Below are 21,896 nucleotides of genomic sequence, written 5' to 3'. Positions count from 1 at the left end.
GCCCGCCCCGCCCCGGCGTCAGTAGTTCGCGGCCTCCTCCAGGACCCACCAGACGCACAGGCTGAACGGGATGCCGAGCCCGCCCACGACGACCGCGATCCACAGTGGCCAGTAGCCGCCGTCGGTGACGGGATCCCGTTGCGGGTGGGCGGGATCGATCCGTACGTCGACCCGGTGCCCGTCGGGCCACTGCACGTCCGTGCCCTCGGCGGCGCGGTACTCGTGCCCGTCCGCCGTCCAGAGGAAGGTGCACTCGGTGCTGGTGTCACCGCTGCTGTGGCAGCCGGTGACGGTGGCGGACACCCGCAGCGTGGCGTGCAGGTCGCGGTCGTGCTCGTGGAACCAACCGCTGAGGGAGAAGGCGAAGCAGCCGGCGAAGGCGCAGACCATCAGGGCGAGCATGGCGGCGTGGAACAGGGCGGAGGCGGAGCCGGAGCGCGGGCTCTCGCCCAGGGCCAGCCGCACCGGCGAGGCCAGCGCCGCGAGTGCCGCCGCACCGGCCGCGCCGATCCAGCCGGCGTACCAGGGCGTGGATCCCCACGACGTGCAGGCCGTCGTCACCGCGCCGACCAGCGTGGTGGCCCAGGCCGCCCGTTGGAGCAGGCGCGTGGCGGCGCGCGCCCGGCGGCGCAGCCGGCCGGAGGGGGGAGGAGCAGGGACGGGGGGTCGCTCGTCCGCGATGGTGGTCACCCGGCCACGCTGGCAGAGGGCCGGGCCGGGCACCAGCAAGCGGCGCTCACCCCCGGCGTTCAGCAGCGCTTACGGCGCCCCGGCGGGCGGCTCGGCGGGCGGGCCCTCAGGTGTGCTCGGCGCGCTGGGGTCGACCAGGTGGCCGTTCACGCGCGGCTCACTCTCGGTCAGGCCCTGGGCCGCCAGCCGCTCGCTCGCCGCCAGCAGTGCGCTCTGCAGCGCCTCGGCCGCCACCCGCACCGCCGGCGGTGCCCCCCACGGTCCGGTGCGGCGCAGCAGGCGCACCAGGTAGGCGCCCGGCACCGGCAGCGTGGTGACGGTGCCGGCGGCCGGGCCGATCAGGGCGGCGGCGTTCGCGGGCAGGATCGCCGCGCCCAGACGGGCGGCGAGCATGGTGTAGACGGCGAAGCGGTAGCGGGCGGTGTGCTCGACCAGGGGCACGATGTCGTGCCGGGCGGCCAGGCGTCGGAAGGCCAGCTGCCGGGGTGAGCCGGCCGGGGCGGCGATCCAGGGGCGGCCGGACAGCTGGGCGGGGTCGGTGAGCGGGGTCCAGTCCGAGGGGACGACCAGGCGGTAGGCGTCCTCGAACATGACGCTCGCCTCGACGCCGGGCGGCAGCGGGGTGGGCTCCTGCCGGTCGTCCTCGATGACCAGGACGTCCAGTTCGCCCAGGCGCAGCGCGCGCAGGCCCTCCTGCCGTCCGGTCTCCACCAGGCGGGGGGCCAGGTCGGGGTGGGTGCGGGCGAGCAGGTGGACGGCGGTGGTGGCGAAGAACGTGATGGCGGGCGGCGGCACGCCGATGGCGACCGGGCCGGTGGCGGCGGCGCCGAGTGCGCGCAGGTCGCGGGCGGCGTCCTGGAGCGCCTGGCCGATCCGGTCGCCGTAGCCCGCCAACAGGCGGCCGGCGGCGGTCAGTTCGGCCCGTCCGCCGGTGCGGTCCACCAGGGGGACGCCGACCTCGCGTTCCAGCCGGCTCAGTTGCTGGGACACCGCGGAGGGGGTGTGCCCCAGCGCGCGCGAGGCGCCCGCCACGCTGCCGGCGTCGGCGATCCGGCGCAGGATCAGCAGCCTCTTCGGGTCGAGTTCCACCGCTGTGCCGCCCTTTCGCCGCGCCCGGGGTCGAGGACGCCCATCCTGGCAGACCATACGAGGTCCGGGCCTGGCGGAGAGTAGCCTGGACATCACCGAAGGCACCTCGCATGCCGGGCAAGACAACTGGCGTCGTCTCCGGCGAACGGCGATGCCGGATCCGGCCCGAGGCCGGGTCCGGGGACAGGTCTTCGATCATGACCACGACCCTCGATCGCGCGATGACGCCCACCGCCCCGGAACCCGCAGCACGGCTCTCCCGGGTACCCGAGGGCACCCGGCCCGGTCGGCTGGACGGCGCCTGGTGGCCCCGCTCGCGTGACCTTCTCCTCGAACTCCCCTCCCTCGCCGCCGCATTGGACGGTCCGTGGGGGCGGGTCACCCGGGTCACCGTGAACCCCGCGCAGTGGCCGACCGTCCCGCACCGGGCCCCGGTCGCCGGGCACACCGTCCACGTGGGCTGGTTCACCATCGAGCAGGACGAGCACCTGATCGTGGTCTGCTCGTACGCTCCGTTGCGGCTGAACCTGCTGGTCGTACCGCCGGAGACGGACGCCGTCACCGCCGAGCGGCTGATGTCGCGGGCGGCCGACCCCGCCGACATCCGGACCGCGAGCGAACTGCTCGCCCCGGAGCCGGGCCGCGGCGCGACCGGACCGGAACCCGGTACCGACGTCCTGCCCTCGGCGCTCGTGCCCGCCACCGGCGAGGGCGAGGTCGGCCGGCGGGCGGACGTCGCCCGAAGCCGCGCCGCCTCCTGGCCCGCCGGCGCGTAGCGGTCCGGGTGCGGACACCCGGACAGGCCTCAGACGTGGAAGGGGACGGTGGTGACGACGATCTTCGGCAGCGGGCGGAGCGCCCTGCGCAGGCGGGGGGCGAGCCGGTTGTGCAGGAGCCGGTGGCGCCGGTGCCGTACGACGATCTCCGGGAGGACGACGGTCAGGGTGAGGTCCGGGCGCTGGTCGTGCAGGGACTCGATGTAGTTGACCAGGGGCGCGACGATCGTGCGGTAGGGGGAGAGGAGGATCTTCAGGGGCAGGTGGTCGCCCCACAGGTTCCAGTACGCGCGGAAGCGCCGGGCCTCCTCCTCGCTGGCGCTGATGTGCAGGGCGAGGACGGGCTGGCGGAGCGAGGCGGCGTAGGCGAGGGCGCGCATGCCGGCCAGGTCCAGTGCGGCGATCGGCACGATCAGCAGGGGGTGGATCTCCTCGGGAGTCTCCTCGCTCTCGGCCTCGCTCTCCGCCTCGCGCTCACCCTCCGCTTTCGCCTCCGCGGAGGGTGCGGGCGGCGCGCCGTCCCGTGGGCGTGGCCGGGTGAGAGCGCGGCCGGGGACCTCCACGGCGTGCGGGTGCAGGGCGAGCGCCGCGGCGACCTGCTCGTAGTGGTGCCGGATCCTGGTGGCCACCAGGATGAACAGGCCCACCACGAGCGCGGCGAACCAGGCGCCCGAGGTGAACTTGGTGATCGCGGCGGTGACGAGCACGATCGCCGAGAGCAGCGCGCCGACGGCGTTGAAGATCAGACTCTTGCGCCAGTGGCGGTCGCGCAGGCGCCACCAGTGCACGACCATCCCGGTCTGCGACAGCGTGAAGGCGAGGAACACGCCGACCGCGTACAGCGGGATCAGCGGCGCCGTCATGCCGTCGAACGCCGCGTAGATCGCGGCCGCGGCGACCGAGAGCACGACGATGCCGTTGCTGAAGGCCAGCCGGTCGCCCAGCCGTAGGAAGATCCGCGGCGCCTGGTTGTCGCGTGCCAGGAGGTAGAGGACGCGGGGGAAGTCGTTGTAGGCGGTGTTGGCCGCCAGGAGCAGGATCGCGGCCGTGGCGGCCTGGGTGAAGACGTAGCCGAAGCCCGGGCCGAAGGCGCGGTGGGCGAGCTGCGACAGCACCGTCTCCTGGGCGTCGGGGACGACGCCGTCGAGGTGGACCAGCGCGACCGTGCCGGCGAAGAGCACGATCAGCAGGCCGACCATCCAGGTCAGGGTGGTACGGGCGTTGCGCCACTCGGTGGGCTGGAAGGCCGGGACGGCGTTGGAGATCGCCTCGATGCCGGTCATCGCCGTCGAGCCGGAGGCGAAGGCGCGCAGGACCAGGAGTACGCCGACCCCCTCGGTCGCGGTCGACTGCGGAGTGGCGGTGGGCTGGAAGCCGTGGCCGGCCGCGTCGTACAGGCCGAAGGCGATGAGGGCGAGGACGGCGACGACGAAGGCGTAGGTCGGTGCGGCGAACAGGACGCCCGCCTGCCGTACGCCGCGCAGGTTCCCGGCGAGCAGCACACCGATCACGGCGAGGCCGATCGGCACGGCGTCGCCCCGCAGCGAGGGGACCGCCGAGGTGACGGCCTCCATGCCGGAGGCGATCGAGACCGCGACCGTGAGGATGTAGTCCGTCATCAGACCGGCGGCCGCCGCCAGCCCGGGGAGGCGGCCGAGGTTCGCGGTGGCGACGATGTACGAGCCGCCGCCGTGCGGGTAGGCGCGGATCGTCTGACGGTAGGACACCCCGACCGCCAGCATCAGGAACGCGATCGTCGCGGCGATGGGGACCGAGTAGCGCAGGCCGGCGGTGCCCGCCAGGACCAGGACGGCCAGCATCGCCTCGGGCCCGTAGGCGACGGACGAGAGCGCGTCGGCGGAGAGCACCGGCAGCGCCACCAGCTTGCGCATCCGCTCGTGCGCGATCGCGGTACTGCGCAGCGGGGCCCCGAGCAGCACGTGCCTGACCCCGGCGCCCGCCCGGCCGAGTCGGGAGGCCGGGGCGTCCTTGCCGCCCGCCTCGACCGGCGGCTGCCCGCCGACCGTGGCCACCCGCACAAAGCGGCCGAAGCGCACCGGCCGGATCTCGGAGGAGGCCGGAAAGCGGCCGAGCTCCGGGTCCACCGGCAGCGCCCGGCGCCACGCCTGCGGATCCCCGGCCGCCCGGCCCCATTCCCGGCCCACCCGGCGCAGTACCCCGACCTGTTGCCGGTCGAGGACCGGCAGCGTGGCGTCGGGACTGGGTGCGCCGCTCGCCCCGGCGCCACCGCCGTCATTCTTCGTATTCGACACGACACACAGTGTTACGCATCGCGGCTCCCGGTGGCGCGGGGCCGACGCCGGGTCGTCGAGCAGGGCCGTCCCTCCCGTGCAGGCGTCCGCCGGCGCCCGTTCGGCCCCGGTGCGGTCGGAGTACCGTGGGAGGGCGGGGCGGCCCAGTTGCCGGAACCGAAGAGTCGGCCCCGTTCAGCGGGCCCGATCCGCGCCCGCGGAGAGGCGGCGAGCCATGTCGGACGATGCCGGTGCCCCGCACCCCGGGCTTCTGCCGGACCGCTTCCGGCAGGCGGTGAAACCGGGGACGGTCCTGTTGCGCCTGGAGACCACGCGGTCCCGCGAGGGCGCACTCGATGGCGCCTGGTGGCCGCGGTCACGGAACATCGGCGCCGAACTGCCCGGCCTGGTCGGCGCGTTGACCGAACACCTGGGCCCCGTGGTGAGCGTGGGCCTGGACGCGGACGCCTGGGACGAGGTGCCGGCCCGGATCGTCGTCGACGGCCGGTCGGTGCGCATCGACCGGTATCCGGTCGGCGACGACACGGTGATCGTCACGCGGGGCGACCGCGATCACTTCAGTCTGCTCGTGGTTCCGCCGCAGGCGGGCCGGGAAGCGGCCCTGGCCTCGATGGCCCGCGCGGTCCGGGCCGGCGGCACCGACTCGGCGCGGCAGATCCTCCTGGACACCGGCATCGGTTCCGAGCCCACGACCGAACTGCACTGACCGGACTGCACAGACCGGACAGCACCGAGGAGCGGCCCCGGGCCGGAGGAGGTCAGGATGCGGCACTACCGATGGGTCCTGGAGACCCAGGACGACGACGGCCACTGGGCCCGGCAGGGCGGCGCGCCCATGCCGAATCCCCTGGACTACGACGGGCCGCCCCAGCAGGCCGCCAACCACGTCCGCGAGGTGTTCGTGCGCACGCTGTCCCGACCGGCCCCGGGGCCCAGGGCGGTCAGGGTCCGGGTCTGGGGCGGGTCCGACGCCGTCGGCGAGCCCGAGGCCGAGACTGAGTGGTCACGCGAGTGACGTGCCCGGGCCCGGCCTGCGGGCGGTGTCCGTGGGGTCGGATCAGGAGCATCCCGAGCTGATCTCAAGGAAGTTGGCGTAGTGGTCGTCGCTGTACCAGACGTGCTGGGTGGCGGGGTCGCGCACCAGGCGTTCGGCGTCGCGGTGCTGGCCGGGCGAGCGCGGGTTGACGTCGTACTCGCGGTAGTGGCCGTCCTGGGGGAGGTCGCCGCTGCGGTTGCCGTAGACGTTGCTGCCGCGGATCACGAAGGGGGAGTCGGCCACCGGGTAGTCCCGAGGAGCGTTCGCGGTCGGCCAGTGCAGGTCGTGCCAGATCTGGCACGCCTCCTCGACCTGGGGCGGGAACTGGTCGACGGGCAGCGGGGGTTCGAGGATGCCGCGGACGATCCGCGGTGCGGGGTGGGTCGCGGGGACGGCGGCGCCGGCCGGGGCGGCGGAGGGAGCGGCGGCGGCCGTCAGGAACAGGGCGGCGGCGGCCATGCGGAGCAGGCTTCGGTGTGCGGTCACGCAGCGGCCAACGACGCCCGGGCGTCACGGATGCGCGAAGTCGCCCGTCCGGACCAGCCCCGGCGCCGGGCGCCGGTGGCCGGCGGGCGGGTCGTAGGGTGGGGCGGATGGATGATCTCTGGGGGCACCTGCGGGTGCGGGCGGTGCCGCTGCTGGCGGCCGGGGCGACGGTGGCGGCCGGGCTGGGCGTGCGGGCCGGGCTGGGCGGGGACGTCGCCAAGTACGCCGGGGACGCGCTCTACACGGTGCTGGTGTACGCGCTGGTGGTGCTGGTCGCGCCCCGTGTTCGACCGGGGCGGGCGGCGGTGGTGGCGGCGGGGCTGAGCTGGGCGGTGGAGCTGTTCCAGATCACTGGTGTGCCAGACGAGTTGGGGCGGCGCAGCGGGCTGGCCCGGCTGGTGCTGGGGTCGACGTTCAACCCGCCGGACCTGTTCTGGTACCTGGTCGGCGCCGCGTTCGCCGCGCTGGTGCACCGGGTGCTGCGGACCGCGAAGGCCGCGTGGACCGCAAGGGCCGGGAGGGCCGCAAGGGCTGCGAGGAGGACCGCAGCACCCGGTTCCGCCTGACGAGGCGTCAGAGCGGGAGTAGATCAGGCCGCTTGGCCTCGACGTGGTCCCCCGAGGACTCCCCGCGCAGCCGTCGGCCGACCCAGGGCAGCAGGTACTCGCGGGCCCACTGGAGGTTCTCGCGCCGCTGGTCGGCGGCGGACAGCTCCGGGGTGGTCGGCCAGGGCGCCTCCGGGTCCTGCTCGGTGCGCAGCCCCAGGGAGCGGGCGGCCAGCAGGGCGACCCGCTGGTGGCCTTCGGGGGAGAGGTGCAGCCGGTCCTCGCTCCAGGCCCGGCGGTCCTGGACGGCGCGCAGCGACCACAGGTCGGCCACCTTGCAGCCGTTGCGGTCGGCGACCGCCCGCATGTGCCCGTTGTACGTGGCGATCTTGCCGCGCAGGTGCTTGAACAGCGGTACGTCCCGGGTGTCGAAGCCGGTGCAGATCAGCACCGTCCCGGCGGAGGCGGTGAGTTGGACGATGGCCGCCTCGAAGCGCTCGGCGACCTCGTCCGGGTCGCTGCCGGGCCGCAGGATGTCGTTGCCGCCGGCGCAGAAGGTGGCCAGGTCGGGCTGGAGCCGGCGGACCTGCGGCACCTGCTCGGCCATGATCTGGTCCAGCAGTCGGCCGCGCACCGCCAGGTTGGCGTAGCGGAACCCGCCCGGCGGCCGTCCGTCGGCGAGCAGCCCGGCCAGGCGGTCGGCCCAGCCGGCGAAGGCGCCGTCGGCACCGGGGTCGTTCAGGCCCTCGGTGAAGCTGTCGCCGAGGGCGGCATACGAACTGAGGTCAAGGGTCTCCTGGAGGTTCGGCATGAAGGAGATAGTTCACCCATTCAAGTGACCTACGCCACCGTAGGTGACCCCGGCGGTACGTGAGATGGGCCACGTGCCCCACCCGGAATACAGCCGGAGTGCAGAGCGGCGGCCCCCGGAAACCACAAGATCCCGCCCCCCTTCCGCTTTTGGGCCCGCCCGGCCGATGCTCGAAGGGCGCGGCCGGCCCGGCCGCCGTCCTTCCAGGGGGAAGACATCCATGGCTCTGAATCCGACCTCCGGCCTGCCCGGGCAGTGGTCCGTCGACGACCGCTGCACCAACTGCGACGTGGCCCGGCAGCTCGCGCCCGGACTGATCCGTGAGCGCGCCGGCCGCTCCGAGCTGGTCCGCCAGCCGCAGGACGAGGCCGAGCACGGCCAGCTGCTCGCCGCCGCCCACGCCTGCCCCACCCGCTCCATCCGGCCGGGCACCGGCCCGCTCGACCCGGCCACCGACCCCTTCCCGCTGGCCCTCGACGACGGCCTGCTGCTGCTCGGCCACAACTCCCGCCACAACGCCGGGGCCAACTCCTACCTCTGCCGCCGACCCACGGGCTGGCTGATGGTCGACACGCCCCGCTACGCCGAGCCGCTCGCGGCCCGGTACGAGGCCCTCGGCCCGGTCACCGACATCCTGCTGACGCACCGCGACCACGCGGCGCACGGCCGGGCGTACGCCGACCGGCTCGGCGCCCGGCTCTGGATCCACGAGGGCGACCTGGACGCTGCGCCCGACGCCGACCGGGTGCTGCACGGCGTCGAACCGGTGGAGGTCGCCCCCGGCGTCACCGCCCACCCCTTCCCGGGCCACACCCGCGGCAGCGTGCTCTACCTGGTCGACGAGCGGTACTGCTTCACCGGCGACACCCTGTACTGGTCCCGCACCACCGGTGACCTGGAGGTGTACGACACCGTCACCTGGTACTCGATCGAGGAGCTCTCCGCCTCGCTGGACCGCAGCCTGGACGCGCTGCGCTTCGAGTGGCTGCTGCCCGGCCACGGCCAGCGGCACCGGATGCCCGCCGAGGAGGCGGCGGCCCGGCTGCGGGCGCTCGCCGACCGCTGTCGGGGTCTGCGGCCCGCGCCGGTGGACTTCGGCGCGGTCCGCTGGTGACGGTCTGCTGGTGACGGCCCGCTCGTGACGTTCGGCGCGGCCTGCCGGTGACGCTCGGTGCGGTCCGTCCCGACGGTGCTCGGCGCGGTCCGCCTCGTGGCACTCGGCCGCGCGTGCGCCGGAGCCCGCGCCGGGTGCGCGGGGGCCTGCGCCCGCCGGGGGCGCCCGCGCGGGTGTGCGAACAGCCCTGCCGGGGCAGCGGCCTGGGGAACGGAATCCCCGAACTCCCCTGCACCCGAGGACGGTTGAGGAATGCCCACGCAGACCCCGGAGCGCACCGCCAGGCCGCGGCGCTACCTGATGTGCCGGCCGACGTACTTCACCGTCGACTACGCGATCAACCCGTGGATGGACCCGGCGCAGCCCACCGACACCGCGCTCGCCGTCCGCCAGTGGGAGCGGCTGTACTGGCTGTACCGCCGCCTCGGCCACACCGTCGAGCTGATCGACCCGGTGCCCGGCCTGCCCGACATGGTCTACGCCGCCAACGGCGCGACCGTGCTGGACGGCCGGGCGCTGGTCGCGACCTTCCGCTACCCGGAGCGCGCCGCCGAGTCCGAGGCCTACCAGGCCTGGTTCCGCTCGCACGGCTACCGCGAGGTGCAGCGCGCCGGGCACGTCAACGAGGGCGAGGGCGATCACCTGGTGGCCGGCGGCCGGGTGCTCGCCGGGACGGGCTTTCGCACCTCCCGGGCCGCGCACGCCGAGGCGGGCGAGTTCTTCGGCGTCCCGGTGGTCGGCCTGACCCTGGTCGACCCGCGTTTCTACCACCTGGACACGGCGCTGGCCGTGCTCGCCGACGACCACGTCATGTACTACCCGGAGGCCTTCGACGCCGACAGCCGGGCCGTGCTGCGCACCCTGTACCCGGACGCGCTCCTCGCCGACCGGGCCGACGCCGAGGTGTTCGGCCTCAACGCGGTCTCGGACGGGCGCCGGGTGCTGCTGCCCGAGGCGGCGAAACACCTGGCCGGGCGGCTCGTCGAGCACGGCTACCAGCCGGTCCCGGTGGACGTCTCGGAGCTGTTGAAGGGCGGCGGCGGAGCCAAGTGCTGCACGCTGGAGCTGCGGCCCGCCTGAATCGGACCCTGCCGTCCGCACTGCCCTCCGCGCTGCCCTCCGCACTGCCCTCGCGGACCTTCCCGGCCGCCCCGCCGTCCGGTAGAGCTTGGTCAGGGCATCCGGGGCGGTGCCGTGCCGACGGGAGGGCCACATGCGCGATCAGGCGTCCACATCCGAGGACGAGGCGGCGCGGCGGCGCAGGGCGGCGCCCGAGCGCCGGAGCACGGACCTCCCGGCCGAGGGCGCCCGGGAGGCCGCGGCCGCCGGCCCGCTGTCCCCTTCGACGGCCCTGCCCCTGCAACGCACCCTCGGCAACGCCGCGGTGGCCCGGCTGGTCGAGCAGCAGCGGCACGGCCAGGAGGCCTCCGGCGGCGCGGGGACGCCGGTCCAGCGGGCCCCCACACCCGGGGCCGGGCCGGCGACGCAGATCGCGCTCACCCACCTGACGGCCGACGACCTGGAAGGCGAGTGCGGCTACTTCGAGCGCAGGCGGCAGTTGAGCGTCGCCGCGCCCCAGCAGGGCGTCATCATCCAGGAGATCAACCGCGTCTTCGCCGTGGAGGAGTGGGACGGCACAAACTGGAACGCGATGTCGGGCAGCCGGATCGACTCGTACATCACCGCGAAGGGGTCGAGCGCCCACGCCACGGTCGCCCGCTACTGGGAGCTGTGGACGGTGGACGCGGCGGGCAACGTCTCGGACGGCGCCGAGGACACCTTCTCGCTGTGCTCGGTCATCCCCGGACGCAAGCGCAAGGACACCACCCGGGGGACGTACACGATCACGGGCCGGGCGGTGTTCTACCCCACGGCCGTCGCGCCCGCGGACCTGGGATTCGCACCGGGCGGCGCCCCGCCGGCGGGCGGCCTGTTCAGCACGCTGGCCGACCCGACGGCGGCCATCGCGGGGCAGGGGCTGGCCGCTTCCGGGCGGCCGGTCGACTGCCGGGTGCAGGTCGCCTGGGACAGCTCGCAGGACGACAGGTACAGCGTCGTGACGATGAGCTGAGCCGCGGCGGTCCGGTCAGCCCTCGACCAGCAGCACCTCCAGGGTGCGCGGGCCGTGCACGCCCTCGACCCGGTCGAGCTCGATGTCGCTGGTCGCGGACGGCCCGGAGATCCAGGTCTGCGGGCGGGCCGGGTCGAGCCGGGGCAGTGCGAGCGGCACGGAGGCGACGACCTGCCCGGGTGCCCGGACGACGCACAGATGGTGGTCCGGGACGAGGGTGAGCAGCCGCCGCCCCTGGCCCGGTCCGGCGTCCAGCACGATCGTCCCGGTCTCGGCGATCGCGAGCGCGCAGCCGGTGACGACGCTGTCCACGGCGTCGAGCCGGGCGGCGGTGAGCGTGCCGTCGTCGGGGACGGCCGTGACGGCGGTGGCGCTGAGCCAGGCGGGCGGCAGTCCGGGCGGCACGGCGACCGTGCGGCTGCCGCGTTCGGCCAGCAACCGGGCCAGGACGGCGGGCAGTTCGGCCTCGGTGCAGCGGTGCACCCGGGCCCGGTAGTCGGCCAGGTTGTGGTGCAGCAGGTCGAGCAGGGCCGCCGGATCGTCCGGACTGTGCGTACGCAGGTAGTCCCGGGCGACCGGCTCCTCCGCTGCCCGGTCCCGATCGGGGTCCCGGTCCGGGCCAGGGTCAGGGCCGGGGTCGGGGTCGGGGCCGGCGAGTGCGGCGCGGACCCGGGCGAGGATGAACTCCCGTGCGGTCATGAGCGGTTCCTTCGCCACCAGTCGCGGAACGGTGCGGCGGGCACCTCCGGGAGGTCCCGGGTGTCGGTCCAGGCCCGGCCCGGGCCGGGCAGCCGGCGCGGGTGCAGCGCGCGGGTGCGCCCGGCGAGCCGCTCGGCGGCCGCGAGCGCCGCCGGGTGGTCGAGCACGTACCCGGCGGCCGCGATCGCGGCCCGCTCCAGCGGGTGTCCGCCCTGCTCGGCGACCCGCTCGCGCAGGTGCACCAGCACCTCGGGGATGTCGATCGCCACCGGGCAGACCTGGTAGCAGGCCCCGCAGAGCGAGGAGGCGTACGGCAGCGAGGCGTCCAAGGGGCTGGTGGTGCCGCGCAGTTGGGGTGTCAGGATGGCGCCGATCGGGCCCGGGTAGACCGAGCCGTAGGCGTGGCCGCCGGCCCGCTCGTACACCGGGCAGACGTTGAGGCAGGCCGAGCAGCGGATGCAGCGCAGCGCCTGGCGGCCGACCTGGTCGGCGAGCGCGGCGGTGCGCCCGTTGTCGAGCAGCACGAGGTGGAAGGCGGACGGGCCGTCGCCTTCCGTGGTGCCGGTCCACAACGAGGTGTACGGGTTCATCCGCTCGGCGGTGGAGGAGCGGGGGAGCAGTTGCAGGAAGACCTCCAGGTCCTGCCAGGTCGGCACGACCTTCTCGATCCCGACGACGGAGATCAGTGTGCGCGGCAGGGTGAGGCACATCCGGCCGTTGCCCTCGGACTCGACGACCACCAGGGTGCCGGTCTCGGCGACCATGAAGTTGGCGCCGGAGACCGCGACCCGGGCGCGCAGGAACTTCTCCCGCAGGTGCAGCCGGGCCGCTTCGGCGAGTTCGGCGGGGGAGTCGGTCAGGCCCTCGGGCGCGGGGCGGCCCCAGTCGGCCATCCGCTCGGCGAAGATCTCCCGGATCTCGGCGCGGTTGCGGTGGATCGCGGGCACCAGGATGTGCGAGGGCCGGTCGTCGCCCAACTGCACGATGAGCTCGGCGAGATCGGTCTCGTAGGCGGTGATCCCCTCGGCGGCGAGCGCCTCGTTGAGTCCGATCTCCTGGGTGGCCATCGACTTGACCTTGACGACCTCCGTTTCGCCGGTGGCACGGACCAGGTCGGCGACGATCCGGTTGGCCTCCTCGGCGTCGGCCGCCCAGTGCACGATGCCGCCGGCCGCGGTGACGGCCTCCTCCAACTGGACGAGGTAGCGGTCGAGATGGCGCAGCGTGTGGTCCTTGATCGCCTTGCCGGCGGCGCGCAGTTCGGCCCAGTCGTCGAGTTCGGCGACGGCGCGGGCCCGCTTGTCCCGGATGGTGTGGGTGGCGTGCCGCAGGTTGGCGCGCAGCCGCTCGTCCTGGACGGCCTCCGCTGCGGCCTGCGGGAAGGTCGCCTGCGCAGAGGTCGCCTGCGGGAAGGCGGGCATGCCGAGGAAGGTGCCGGTCATGCGGGCCTCCACGGGTGTTCCTCGGTGCTGGCGAGGATCTCCGCCAGGTGCAGCGGGCGCAGTGCCGCGCCCCGGCGGCGCAGCGTGCCGCCGAGGTGCAGTAGACAGGAGTTGTCGGCGCCGCACAGGACTTGGGCGCCGGTGCCGAGCGCGTGGGCGATCTTGTCCTCGGCCATGGCCGCCGAGACGGCCGCGTTCTTGACGGCGAAGGTGCCGCCGAAGCCGCAGCACTCCTCGGCGCCGGGCAGTTCGACCAGTTCCAGTTCCCGGACGGCGCGCAGCAGCCGCAGCGGCCGTTCGCCGAGGCCGAGCACCCGCAGGCCGTGGCAGGAGGGGTGGTAGGTGACGGTGTGCGGGAAGTGCGCGCCGACGTCCTCGACGCCGAGCACATCGGTGAGGAACTCGGTCAGTTCGTACACCCGGGGCGTCAACGAGGCGGCCATGGAGTCGAGTTCGCCGCCCCGGCCGTCGGCGGCGGCCCGGGCTCCGATCCGCGGGTAGTTGTCCCGGACCATGGCCACGCACGATCCGGAGGGCGTCACCACGTGCTCGTACCCGGCGAAGGCCCGTGCGGTGCGCCGCAGCAGCGGCTCGCACGCCTGCCGGTAGCCGGTGTTGTACTGCGGCTGCCCGCAGCAGGTCTGCCCGGCGGGGAAGTCCACGGTCACGCCGAGGCGTTCGAGCAGCCGGACGGTGGCGACCGCCGTGGCGGGGAACAGTGCGTCGTTGACGCAGGTGGCGAACAGTGCGACCCGCATCGGCCCTCCTTTCGTCCGGCGACCCCGGCCGGCCCGCTCGTGATCGTACCGAGCGGGCCGGGGGATGTCGGGGACCTCAGGGGGTCTCAGGCGAGCCAGAGGTCGGGGCCGAACACCTCGTAGTGGATGTCCGCCGCCGGGACGCCCGCCGTGAGGAGCTGCTCGCGGACGGCGCGCAGGAAGGGCAGCGGGCCGCACAGGTAGGCGGTGGTGCCGGCCGGGACGTCGACGGTGGAGAGGTCGACCAGGCCGGTGCGCTCGGCGGGCCAGTCGCCGAGCGGCCGCTCGTAGAAGACGTGGGCGGTGGCGTTCGGCAGCTTGGCGGTGAGCTGGGCGAGGTCGGCGCGGAAGGCGTGGGTGAGCTGGTCGCGGTCTCCGTGTACCGAGACGACCTGCCGGGGGGAGCCGGTGGCGGCGAGGTGGTCGAGCATGGCGGTCATCGGGGTGTTGCCGATGCCGGCGGAGGCGAGCAGCACCGGCCCGTCGCCGTCGGCGAGGGCGATGTCGCCGAGCGGGGGCGCGAGGTGGACGAGGCCGCCGGTGTGCAGGTGGTCGTGCAGGTGGGCGGAGACCTCGCCGCCGGGCTCGCGCTTGACGGTGAAGCGCAGCGCGCCGTCGGCGGTGCCGGAGAGGCTGTACTGGCGGATCTGCCGGGCGCCGTCGGGCAGTTCGGTGCGCACCGAGACGTACTGGCCGGGTCGGGCGGCGGGGACGGGGCCGCCGTCGGCGGGGCGCACCAGGAAGGTGGTGACGGTGTCGGTCTCCTGGTAGCGGGCGACGACGGTGTAGGGGCGCCAGAGGTCGGCCTGGTCGCCGCCGGCGGCGGCCTCGGCGCGCAGCCGGTCCTCGACGGCGACGAGGGCGTTGGCCATCAGCCAGTACACCTCGTCCCAGGCGGCGGCGACCTCGGGGGTGACGGCTTCGCCGAGCACGTCGACGATGGCGGCGAAGAGGTGCTCGTGGACGATCCGGTACTGGCTGCTGTCGATTCCGACGGAGACGTGCTTGTGGGCGATCCGGGCGAGCATCGCGTCCGGCCGCTGGTCGGGGTGGGCGACCAGTGCGCCGGCGAAGGCGGCTATCGACCCGGCGAGCGCCTGCCGCTGGGTGCCGTTGGCCTGGTTGCCGCGGTTGAACAGGTCGCGCAGCAGCTCCGGGTGGGCGGCGAACAGCCGGTCGTAGAAGAGCGGGGTGATGTCCCCGATGGCGCCGCCCACGACGGGCAGGGTGGCCTCGATGACCTCGGCGGACTTGGCGGACAGCATCAGTCCGGCTCCTAACTGGTATGTGATATTCGCATTAAAGGCCGCGCGTGAGCCCGGCCCCGGGGGGATGGGGGATGGGGAGTGGGGGATCAGGCGGTGGGTCTGGTGGTGAGGCCGAGCAGCACGGGCCCGGTGGGCGCGGCCACCAGGTCGTCGATGCTGAGCGGGTCGAGCGCGGCGAAGAACGCCTCCTGGGCGGTCCGCAGCGCACCGCGCAGGCGGCACGCGGCCCGCAGCGGGCACGGCGGGTCGTCCTCGCAGCCGACCGCGTCGCCGACCCCCTCCAGCTCGCGCAGGAGCAGGCCGAGCGAGCCGGTCCGGCCGGCGAAGGTGAGCAGCAGCCCGCCGCCGCGTCCGCGCCGGGCCTCCACCACCCCGAGGTGCTGCAGGCGGCTGACCACCTTCGCCGCGTGGGTGTACGGCACGCCGACCGCCTCGGCCACCTCGCGGGTGGTCGGGTTGGCGTCCTCGCTCAGGACGGCCAGCCGCATGGCGATCCGCAGGGCGATGTCGGTGCTCTTGGTCAGCCTCACGTTCGAAACGCTATCGAATACGACTCCACAACTCCAATTTCCTGCACGCCCCGCCCCCGACCGGTCCCGACCCACCCGCGACCAGCCCGTGCCCGGCCCGCGCCCGGCCCCAGGTCGACCCCCGGTCGCGACGGGGAGGGGGGCGGGCGGCTGCTGGTGTCCGAATCTCGGTCGAATCTGAACAGTTGGCGACATTACCGATCAGTCCCTGACGGATGGTCATACCGGCTTCTACGCTTCGTGCGGCTCCGGATCCGCAGGGGGCTGGAGCGACCGGCGTTGCATCCCTTGACCGACCATGCTGGAGAGACTCGTGAGAACACGTCGCGCACCCGGGCGCACCTGGACGGCCGTGACCGCGATAGCCGCGGCCACGGCCGCACTGCTGTCGCAGCCCGCCACCGCCGAGGCCGCCACACCGCCGCCGACCGTCAAGGCGCACGTGCCGGTGGCGCCCTACCCGGCGGGCGTGGCGCTCACGCCGGACGGCGGCCACGCCTACGTGACCAGCCAGAGCAGCGGCACCGTGAGCGTGCTGGACACCACGAGCAACACGGTGGCCGCCACCTTCACCGCCGGCACCGGCTCCTACGCGGTCGCCCTGTCGCCCGACGGGCACCGGGCGTACCTGACCCACCACCTCGACGGCACCGTCAGCGTCGTGGACACCACGAGCAACACCGTGACGGCCACCGTCCCGGTCGGCGCCCAGCCGTGGGGCCTCGCGCTCTCCGCGGACGGCTCTCGCGCCTACGTCGGCAACGCCGGGGCCAACACGGTGAGCGTGCTGGACACCACCACCAACACGGTCACCGCCACCGTCCCGGTCGGCGCCGAGCCGCACGGGCTGGCCGTCTCGGCGGACGGCAAGCGGCTCTACGTCGCCGCCTCCGGTGCGAAGGCGGTGAACGTGATCGACACCGCGAGCAGCACGGTGGGCGCCACCGTTCCCGTCGGCCACAGCGTCTTCGGCCTCGCGCTCAGCCCGGACGGCACCCGGCTGTGGGCCGCCGACGCCGACGACGCCACCGCGAGCGTGGTCGACACCACCGGCAACACGCTCGTCGGCACCGTCGCCGTCGGCGCCGGCCCGTACGCCGTCTCGCTCGCCCCGGACGGCAGCGCGGCGTACGTCTCCAACTACGCCGACAACACGGTCAGCGTGGTGGACACCGCCAGCCGGACGGTCACCGCGACCGTCCCGGTCGGCGCGAGCCCGTACAGCCTGGCGATCACCGGCGACGGCCGGCGCGGCTACCTCACCGACTTCACCGGCGGCGCCGTCGACGTGCTCGACTTCCCGCTGCCCGTCCCGGCCGTCACCGGGATCAGCCCGTCCGGCGGCTCGGGGGTCGGCGGCACGACGGTGACCGTCACCGGCACCGACCTGAACGGCGCCACTGCCGTGACCTTCGGCGCGGCGGGCGCCGCCACCGCCTTCAACTGCACCAAGACCAGCTGCACCGCCACCGCCCCCGCCACCACGGTGACCGGGCCGGTGGACGTCCGGGTCACCGCGCCCGGCGGCACCAGCGCCGCCGTCGCCGCCGACCGCTTCAGCTACACGGCCCCCAGCGCCCACCTCGGCGTCGCCCTGACCGCCACGCCGGTGTCCAACCTGCTGAGCGGCCGGGTCGACTACGCCGTCACGCTGACCGGCCAGGGCCCCGACACGCTGACCTCGGGCACCGTCTCCGCCGACCTCCCGGCCGGCCTCGCGGCGACCTCCAGCGACTGCACCATCGCGGGCACCAAGCTCACCTGCAAGCTCACCGGGCCGCTCGCCAAGGGGGCGAGCACCACCCGGCACTTCTCGATCTCGGTCGGCCTGCTCAGCCTGATCCGCAGCTTCGACGTCACGGTGGCCCGCACCGCCGGCGTGCCCGCCGACCCGACCCCGGCCACCAGCCGGGACACCCGCAGCTGCACCGCCGTCCTCGGACTGCTGATCACCTGCCACTGACCCTCCCCCAGCACCGAAGGCCCCGCCGGCGTCGGCGGGGCCTTCGTCGTCGCCGCAGGCGCCGGATGCCCGGACGACCGGACGAAACGTCTGAAGGAAACGCCTCAAGGAAACGCCTGAACGAAACATCTGGACCAAACGTCTGGTCTGGACGTACAGTCCGAACATGACCACCGAAACCCCCGACCCGCGCGTCCGGACCTGGACACCGGTCTGCCGCGCCGTGGCCCTGCTGCTCGGGCCGTACGCCGAGGTGGTGCTGCACGACGCCACCGCCGACCAGGTGCTGGCCATCTGGAACCCGATGACCCCCCGCACCCCCGGCGACCCGTCGCTGCTCGGCGAACTGGACACCCTCGACCCGTCCGCCCCCGACGTCTACGGGCCCTACGAGAAGCTGCTGCCCGACGGGCGCCGGCTCTCCTCCGTCAGCGCCGTGCTGCGCGACGACGCCGGACGGCCCTCGGCGGTGCTCTGCGTCAACCTCGACCGGGGCCCGCTGGAGCACGCCGCCGCCCTGCTGGCGGGTTTCGCCGCGCCCACCGCGCCCCGCCCCGAACCGCTCTTCGAACGCGACTGGACGGAGCGGATGAACGACGTGATCGGCGGCTACGTCCGCGCGCACGGCCGCCCGCTCGAACGCTTCGGCCGCGAGGACCGGCTCGCCGTCCTGCGCGAACTCGACCAGGCCGGGGTGTTCGCCGTCCGCCGCGCCGTCCCGGCCGTCGCCACCGCACTGCGGGTCTCCCGTTCGACCGCCTACACCCTGCTCGCCGAGCTCAAGCAGGCCCCCGAGCCCCGGCACCCCGACACAGACGCCGACGCCGGCGCCGACGAGAGCGAGTGACAGAGAGATGACCAGGCTCCCCGACTTCCGGCTCGAAACCTACTTCTCGCGCTGGGAGTTCAGCGCCCGCCACCACCTCGCCGCCTCCGACGCCCAGACCATGACGATGGCCGAACTCCTCGCCCTGGCCGGCCCCGAGGACCGCCGGGCCTGGGACGGCCTCGCCCTCGGCTACACCGAGACCTACGGCGATCCGGAGCTGCGCCGCGCCATCGCCGGGATGTACCAGGAGGTCGACGCCGACGACGTGCTCTGCTTCGGCGGCGCGCAGGAGGGGCTCAACCTCGCCATGCAGGTGCTCCTCGACCGGGGCGACCACGCCGTGGTGGTGACCCCCAACTATCAGTCCGCCGAGACCATCCCGCTCTCGCTCTGCGAGGTCACCGGCGTCGCCCTGGACGAGAAGGACGACTGGGCGCTCGACCTCGACGCGGTCACGGCCGCGCTGCGCCCGAACACCCGGGTGCTGTCGGTGAACTTCCCGCACAACCCGACCGGCAAGGTCATCGACGCGGCCGACTTCACGCGACTGGTGGAGCTGTGTGACGAGCGCGGTATCCGGCTCTTCTCCGACGAGGTCTACCGCGGTCTGGAGCGCGACCCGGCCCGTGCGCTGCCGCAGGCCGCCGACCTCTCCACGGGCGCCCTCTCGCTCAACGTCACCTCGAAGTCGCTCGGCCTGCCCGGCCTGCGGATCGGCTGGATCGCCTGCCGCGACCGGGAGTTGCGCTCCCGGCTGGAGCGGGCCAAGCACTACACCACGATCTGCAACTCGGCGCCGAGCGAGGTGCTGGCCCGGATCGCGATCAACGCCCGTGAGCAGATCCTGGCGCGCAACCGCGCGATCATCGCGGAGAACCTGCCGCGGTTCGACGCGTTCTTCGCCGAGTTCGGCGACCTCTTCGAGTGGCGTGCCCCGGACGGCGGCTGCGTCGCCTACCCGCGCTACCTCGGGGCGGACGGGGTCGAGGACTTCTGCACCGCGCTGGTCGAGCAGGCGGGCGTCCTGCTGCTGCCCGCGAGCATGTTCCACTCCGACCTGACGCCCGCCCCCGTCGACCGCTTCCGGATCGGCCTGGGGCGCCGCGATCCGGGCCCCGCCCTGGCGGCCTTCGGCGACTGGCTCCGCGGGCGCTGACCGCCGGGTGCTGCTGGAAAGGAATGCGGTTCGGGCCCGTTCGGAAGGCGACTGCCTCCCGAACGGGCCCGCCGACCTCAGAGCTTCTGCCAGGCCGGCTTGGCGGCGTAGGTGTCGCGGAAGTAGTCGGCGAGCTTGAGGCCGGAGGCGGCGGCCTCGTCGACCACCACGGTGGCGTGCGGGTGGAGCTGCAGCGCCGAGGCGGGGACGGCGGCGGACAGCGGCCCCTCGACGGAGAGGGCGACGGCCTCGGCCTTGGCCTCGCCGGTGGCGAGCAGGACGAGGTGGCGCGCCTCCAGGATGGTCCCGATGCCCTGGGTGATGACGTGGTGCGGGACCTCGTCGAGGCTGTCGAAGAACCGGGCGTTGTCCTCGCGGGTCTGCCGGGTGAGCGTCTTGATCCGGGTCCGGGAGGCCAGCGAGGAGCAGGGCTCGTTGAAGCCGATGTGACCGTCGGTGCCGATGCCGAGCAGCTGGAGGTCCACGCCGCCGGCCGCGGCCAGCGCGCGGTCGTAGTCGGCGGCCGCCGCGGCGATGTCCGTCGCGTTGCCGTCCGGGCCGAGGAAGGAGTCCTCGGTCAGGCCCAGCGGCTCGACGACCTCGCGCAGCACCACCGAGCGGTAGGACTCGGGGTGGCCGGCGGGCAGGCCGACGTACTCGTCGAGCTGGCAGATGCGCGCCCGGGAGGCGTCGAGCCGGCCGTCGCGGACCCGCTCGGCGAGGGCCTGGTAGATCGGCAGCGGCGTCGAGCCGGTCGCCACGCCGAGCAGGGCCTCGGGCTTGCCGGTCAGCAGATCGGTGATCGCCGCGGCGATGAGTTCGCCGGCCGCTGAGGCGTCAGGGACGATCACGATTTCCATACTGGTCCACCGTTCTGAGCCGGGTGCTTGGTCTAGACCCTTGAGGTCTAGACCAGTTTGCCGTGAACGGGTGCCCCAGGTCCACTCGGGCCCTGGTCGGAGCCGCTCTGCCGGCCTCCGGACCGCCGGGAGCCCGCCTGCGGGGCTGCACATGCCGACGGGCCGGCCGCCGGGTGCGCTGGCGGCCGGCCCTGGAGCCGGGGCGCGGACGCCCCGGCGGTGGGGTGGGTCGGGTCGGGTCGATCGAGGACCTCGGTGCTGGTGGAGCGGCGCAGTCCGTCAGGACGGGTTGGGAGCCGCCCGTCAGAACGGGTTGGTACAGGTGGTGACCTGCTGGGCCGCCTCCAGCGCCGGGCCGGCGGTGGCGCAGATGATCCGCAGGTCGGTGGTGACGACGCGCGGGGTGACCGCCTTCGCGGAGCCCAGGCGCACGGTGGTCGCGGAGGCGACCGTCTCCCACGGGCTGCCCCAGGCCTTCTGGGTCCGCACCTCGACCTGAACCATCGTCAACTGGCGTGAGTCGGCGGAGACCTGGGCGACGCCGAAGAAGCCCTCGCCGTCGTGCTGGTGCGAGATGCAGGGCGTGTTGAGCACGGCGGCGCAGGCCACCGCTTCGTTCTCGGTCGTCGCCGGGGCCGCGATGGCCGGTCCGGCCGCCAGGCCTGCTATCCCTGCCACCATCATCGTCACAGCTGCGATCCGAGCGCGCATGATATGAACCTCCTTGGAAATTAAGGGGATCTCACTCCTTGAGATGAGTCTTGCACAGAACGTGGTCATGTCGTGTGTGTGTTGCGTCACACTCAAGGTGACCATTCAACTACGTGCTGCAACCGCCTGTCGGGCGGTCGACGGACCGCCAGGTGGGAGGCCTGCGGGCAACTCGGCGACGCCCGGGCCGGGTTGGCGGTGTCCCTTCACTCGTCCGAGTGGCGAACTGCCGTCGGGGCGAATCGGGCCGTTAGCATCGACCCGAACCGCGGAGGTGTCTGCGTGGACACGGTCATCGTGCAACTGCCCGACCGGGGGCCCGTGATGGCACCCGGCGAACCGCCCGGCCTGCTGCGGATGGGCCCCGGCGAGGCCGCGGTGTTCGGGCGCGGCGAGCCCGGCCGCCCGGCCCCCATCCCGCTGCCCGACCAGGGCGTCTCCCGGCGCGCGGGGGAGGTCACCGCCGCCGAGGACTACTGGCGGCTGTCCAACTTCAGCACCTCCGCCACCTACGTGGTGGAGAACCTGGAGGGCGCGGGCGAGCACGTCAAGGTGGCGCCCGGCCGGCTCGGCGCGCCCGTCCCGTTCGAGTTCTCCCGGGTGCTGCTGCCCGCCCTCGGCGAACCCGCCTCGTTCAAGGTCTTCGCCCCGCAACACGCGTACCTGGAGGGTCGGCCAGGCGGCGGGGGGGGGGGGGGGGGGAGAGCCAACACCCCACAACCCACACCAACACCCCCCCACCACAGAGAGAGTGCACAGCGCAGCAAGACACCACCGCAGAGACCAGCC

General features: G+C 74.1%; 22 protein-coding genes and 1 pseudogene. 11 read left to right on the top strand and 12 right to left on the bottom strand.

Translation table 11 applies throughout. From position 1 onward, the window contains the following. Nucleotides 1-18: 18 nt before the first annotated feature. Entirely contained in the window at nucleotides 19-690 is a 672-nt protein-coding gene (locus ACFV6D_RS03300; protein WP_380558125.1) for a DUF3592 domain-containing protein, read from the bottom strand. Between the two features lie 69 nt (nucleotides 691-759). After that, nucleotides 760-1,779: a LysR family transcriptional regulator gene (locus ACFV6D_RS03295; protein ID WP_380558122.1), complete on the bottom strand. Its 1,020-nt coding sequence runs from the start codon at nucleotides 1,777-1,779 to the stop codon at nucleotides 760-762. 197 nt (nucleotides 1,780-1,976) lie between these two features. Between ACFV6D_RS03295 and ACFV6D_RS03290 the strand changes: the two genes are divergently transcribed. Beyond that, nucleotides 1,977-2,555: a DUF5994 family protein gene (locus tag ACFV6D_RS03290; protein ID WP_380558120.1), complete on the top strand. Its 579-nt coding sequence runs from the start codon at nucleotides 1,977-1,979 to the stop codon at nucleotides 2,553-2,555. 29 nt (nucleotides 2,556-2,584) lie between these two features. Here the strand turns inward: ACFV6D_RS03290 and ACFV6D_RS03285 are convergent, their stop codons facing one another. After that, a complete protein-coding gene (locus tag ACFV6D_RS03285) occupies nucleotides 2,585-4,447 on the bottom strand; it encodes an APC family permease (RefSeq protein ID WP_380558198.1) in 1,863 nt (620 codons plus the stop codon). A gap of 595 nt (nucleotides 4,448-5,042) precedes the next feature. On the opposite strand from ACFV6D_RS03285, the gene ACFV6D_RS03280 reads away from it, so the two are divergent. Next, the gene (locus tag ACFV6D_RS03280) at nucleotides 5,043-5,534 is read left to right on the top strand and encodes a DUF5994 family protein (protein WP_380425728.1); all 492 of its coding nucleotides are present in this window, start codon (nucleotides 5,043-5,045) and stop codon (nucleotides 5,532-5,534) included. 57 nt (nucleotides 5,535-5,591) lie between these two features. Continuing rightward, nucleotides 5,592-5,843, top strand: coding sequence for a hypothetical protein (locus tag ACFV6D_RS03275; RefSeq protein WP_380425726.1), 252 nt, complete (start codon nucleotides 5,592-5,594; stop codon nucleotides 5,841-5,843). Between the two features lie 42 nt (nucleotides 5,844-5,885). On the opposite strand, the gene ACFV6D_RS03270 is transcribed toward ACFV6D_RS03275, so the two are convergent. Further along, complete coding sequence (locus tag ACFV6D_RS03270) at nucleotides 5,886-6,323, bottom strand: ribonuclease domain-containing protein (protein WP_380558117.1); 438 nt, start codon at nucleotides 6,321-6,323, stop codon at nucleotides 5,886-5,888. A gap of 134 nt (nucleotides 6,324-6,457) precedes the next feature. On the opposite strand from ACFV6D_RS03270, the gene ACFV6D_RS03265 reads away from it, so the two are divergent. After that, nucleotides 6,458-6,916: a DUF2809 domain-containing protein gene (locus ACFV6D_RS03265; protein WP_380339462.1), complete on the top strand. Its 459-nt coding sequence runs from the start codon at nucleotides 6,458-6,460 to the stop codon at nucleotides 6,914-6,916. 7 nt (nucleotides 6,917-6,923) lie between these two features. On the opposite strand, the gene ACFV6D_RS03260 is transcribed toward ACFV6D_RS03265, so the two are convergent. After that, nucleotides 6,924-7,706 (bottom strand): SGNH/GDSL hydrolase family protein, encoded by a 783-nt coding sequence (locus ACFV6D_RS03260; protein ID WP_363373517.1) that lies wholly within the window; start codon nucleotides 7,704-7,706, stop codon nucleotides 6,924-6,926. A 220-nt stretch (nucleotides 7,707-7,926) separates the two neighbouring features. On the opposite strand from ACFV6D_RS03260, the gene ACFV6D_RS03255 reads away from it, so the two are divergent. From ACFV6D_RS03255 to ACFV6D_RS03245, 3 genes are all read left to right on the top strand, one after another. Then, nucleotides 7,927-8,820 (top strand): MBL fold metallo-hydrolase, encoded by an 894-nt coding sequence (locus ACFV6D_RS03255; RefSeq protein WP_380558114.1) that lies wholly within the window; start codon nucleotides 7,927-7,929, stop codon nucleotides 8,818-8,820. 252 nt (nucleotides 8,821-9,072) lie between these two features. Beyond that, entirely contained in the window at nucleotides 9,073-9,900 is an 828-nt protein-coding gene (gene ddaH / locus ACFV6D_RS03250; RefSeq protein ID WP_063350594.1) for a dimethylargininase, read from the top strand. Nucleotides 9,901-10,033: 133 nt separating this feature from the next. Continuing rightward, nucleotides 10,034-10,891 carry a hypothetical protein gene (locus ACFV6D_RS03245; protein ID WP_380339468.1) on the top strand — a complete coding sequence of 286 codons (858 nt, stop codon included), beginning with the start codon at nucleotides 10,034-10,036 and terminating at the stop codon, nucleotides 10,889-10,891. Between the two features lie 15 nt (nucleotides 10,892-10,906). On the opposite strand, the gene ACFV6D_RS03240 is transcribed toward ACFV6D_RS03245, so the two are convergent. The 5 genes from ACFV6D_RS03240 to ACFV6D_RS03220 form a co-directional block, all read right to left on the bottom strand. Beyond that, nucleotides 10,907-11,590 (bottom strand): lactate utilization protein C, encoded by a 684-nt coding sequence (locus tag ACFV6D_RS03240; protein ID WP_380558111.1) that lies wholly within the window; start codon nucleotides 11,588-11,590, stop codon nucleotides 10,907-10,909. Further along, nucleotides 11,587-13,032: a lactate utilization protein B gene (locus tag ACFV6D_RS03235; protein WP_380558108.1), complete on the bottom strand. Its 1,446-nt coding sequence runs from the start codon at nucleotides 13,030-13,032 to the stop codon at nucleotides 11,587-11,589. Before ACFV6D_RS03235 ends, ACFV6D_RS03240 begins: the two co-directional genes overlap by 4 nt. After that, nucleotides 13,029-13,790, bottom strand: a complete 762-nt coding sequence (locus tag ACFV6D_RS03230; protein WP_380558105.1) for a (Fe-S)-binding protein — start codon at nucleotides 13,788-13,790, stop codon at nucleotides 13,029-13,031. The genes ACFV6D_RS03235 and ACFV6D_RS03230 overlap by 4 nt, the downstream gene beginning before the upstream one ends. An 86-nt stretch (nucleotides 13,791-13,876) precedes the next feature. Continuing rightward, nucleotides 13,877-15,055 carry a globin domain-containing protein gene (locus tag ACFV6D_RS03225; protein ID WP_363373508.1) on the bottom strand — a complete coding sequence of 393 codons (1,179 nt, stop codon included), beginning with the start codon at nucleotides 15,053-15,055 and terminating at the stop codon, nucleotides 13,877-13,879. Between the two features lie 89 nt (nucleotides 15,056-15,144). Continuing rightward, nucleotides 15,145-15,588, bottom strand: a complete 444-nt coding sequence (locus tag ACFV6D_RS03220; protein WP_380558102.1) for an RrF2 family transcriptional regulator — start codon at nucleotides 15,586-15,588, stop codon at nucleotides 15,145-15,147. Nucleotides 15,589-15,901: 313 nt separating this feature from the next. Here ACFV6D_RS03220 and ACFV6D_RS03215 point away from each other — a divergent pair, with 313 nt between their 5' ends. The 3 genes from ACFV6D_RS03215 to ACFV6D_RS03205 all read left to right on the top strand — a co-directional run bounded on the left by ACFV6D_RS03215 (nucleotide 15,902) and on the right by ACFV6D_RS03205 (nucleotide 19,536). Beyond that, complete coding sequence (locus tag ACFV6D_RS03215) at nucleotides 15,902-17,551, top strand: beta-propeller fold lactonase family protein (protein ID WP_380558099.1); 1,650 nt, start codon at nucleotides 15,902-15,904, stop codon at nucleotides 17,549-17,551. 166 nt (nucleotides 17,552-17,717) lie between these two features. Next, complete coding sequence (locus ACFV6D_RS03210) at nucleotides 17,718-18,398, top strand: transcriptional regulator (RefSeq protein ID WP_380558097.1); 681 nt, start codon at nucleotides 17,718-17,720, stop codon at nucleotides 18,396-18,398. Nucleotides 18,399-18,405: 7 nt separating this feature from the next. After that, nucleotides 18,406-19,536 carry an aminotransferase class I/II-fold pyridoxal phosphate-dependent enzyme gene (locus ACFV6D_RS03205; protein ID WP_380558094.1) on the top strand — a complete coding sequence of 377 codons (1,131 nt, stop codon included), beginning with the start codon at nucleotides 18,406-18,408 and terminating at the stop codon, nucleotides 19,534-19,536. Nucleotides 19,537-19,613: 77 nt separating this feature from the next. On the opposite strand, the gene ACFV6D_RS03200 is transcribed toward ACFV6D_RS03205, so the two are convergent. Both ACFV6D_RS03200 and ACFV6D_RS03195 read right to left on the bottom strand, forming a co-directional pair. After that, entirely contained in the window at nucleotides 19,614-20,396 is a 783-nt protein-coding gene (locus ACFV6D_RS03200) for a glucosamine-6-phosphate deaminase (protein WP_371522117.1), read from the bottom strand. 303 nt (nucleotides 20,397-20,699) lie between these two features. Then, nucleotides 20,700-21,107 carry a hypothetical protein gene (locus tag ACFV6D_RS03195; protein ID WP_380558091.1) on the bottom strand — a complete coding sequence of 136 codons (408 nt, stop codon included), beginning with the start codon at nucleotides 21,105-21,107 and terminating at the stop codon, nucleotides 20,700-20,702. Between the two features lie 282 nt (nucleotides 21,108-21,389). On the opposite strand from ACFV6D_RS03195, the pseudogene ACFV6D_RS03190 reads away from it, so the two are divergent. Beyond that, nucleotides 21,390-21,896 (top strand): annotated as a pseudogene (locus tag ACFV6D_RS03190) (hypothetical protein); the annotation flags it as partial.

The sequence above is a fragment of the Kitasatospora sp. NPDC059812 genome (genome assembly GCF_042732075.1).
Taxonomy (GTDB): domain Bacteria; phylum Actinomycetota; class Actinomycetes; order Streptomycetales; family Streptomycetaceae; genus Kitasatospora.
This window is presented reverse-complemented; position numbering and strand designations above follow the sequence as displayed.